Annotated in this window: 1 protein-coding gene; it reads left to right on the forward strand. The window is 53.4% G+C overall.

Annotated features, from left to right (window positions below):
• Positions 1-128 precede the first annotated feature (128 nt).
• Positions 129-947: a late competence protein ComER gene (comER, locus tag BRO54_RS18780; protein ID WP_074044854.1), complete on the forward strand. Its 819-nt coding sequence runs from the start codon at positions 129-131 to the stop codon at positions 945-947.
• Positions 948-1,325: the final 378 nt, after the last annotated feature.

Genomic DNA, 1,325 nt, shown 5'->3' on the forward strand with positions numbered 1-1,325 from the left:
CCAAACTCCTGCACATGCTCCCACATACGATCCCATCCTTTCCATCTCAAGTCATAAACCGAGCCTTTTTCTCATACATATCGAAAAAGAGAGTTCCGGTAAACATAAACTGGGAGGGGGGACAATGCATGAACATCGGCGTCATCGGCACGGGGAATATGGGCACCATCTTAATCGAAGCGTTCCTCGACTCCGGCGCCGTGAAAGCGGATCAGCTCGTCATAACGAACCGTACGCTTGCGAAAGCGTTCGCGATACAACGCGCGCATCCCGGCATTGCAGTGGTTGCCGATGCGGCTGAAGTCGTCAAACAATCCAGCATCGTCTTTTTATGCGTCAAACCGTTCGACATCCACTCATTATTGCAGCAACTGACCCCGTACTGGACAAACGAACACTGCCTCGTATCGATCACAAGCCCGATCAGCGTCGAACAGCTCGAAGCGGCCATCCCTTGCCAAGTCGTGCGCGCCATTCCGAGCATTACGAACCGGGCGCTCTCCGGTAGCATCCTCGTCACTTTTGGGTCACGCTGTTCGACCATCTGTCGGCAAACGATCGATGATCTTCTCCGGCGCATCGCCTCGCCGGTGTACATCGACGAGGCCATCACCCGCGTCGCTTCCGACATCTCAAGCTGCGGTCCGGCGTTTTTCAGCTATTTGCTTCAGCGCTTCATCGACGCCGCGACGGCAAAAACCGCCATCACGAAGAAACAGGCGACGATGCTGGCGACCGATATGATCATCGGCCTTGGGGAACTGCTCAAGCGGAATCTGTACACATTGCCAACGTTGCAGGAAAAAGTATGCGTCAAAGGCGGCATTACCGGGGAAGGAATCGCTGTGCTGGAACAACGAATGAACGGCGTCTTTGAAGAAGTGCTGGCGAAAACACATGAGAAGTTTAAAGAAGATGTGGAGAAGGTGAAGCAACAGTTTTCGTAAAAGTTAATTCGACAGCAAGTGGCAAATTCCTGCTTTACTCGGTAAAATTTCAATCCTCACCCGGCTTGGTAGCCGGGTGCAACTGCCTGGCGATCATTGCTTTAATCCGCTTCGCTTCGTTTCAATCCTCACCCGGCTTGGTAGCCGGGTGCAACCATATGCGCCGACAACAGCTTGGACGTTCGCATTTTGTTTCAATCCTCACCCGGCTTGGTAGCCGGGTGCAACTGCCTGGCGATCATTGCTTTAATCCGCTTCGCTTCGTTTCAATCCTCACCCGGCTTGGTAGCCGGGTGCAACCATATGCGCCGACAACAGCTTGGACGTTCGCATTTTGTTTCAATCCTCACCCGGCTTGGTAGCCGGGTGCAACTAGAA

Origin of the sequence: Geobacillus proteiniphilus (genome assembly GCF_001908025.1) — a bacterium.
Classification (GTDB): Bacteria; Bacillota; Bacilli; order Bacillales; family Anoxybacillaceae; genus Geobacillus; species Geobacillus proteiniphilus.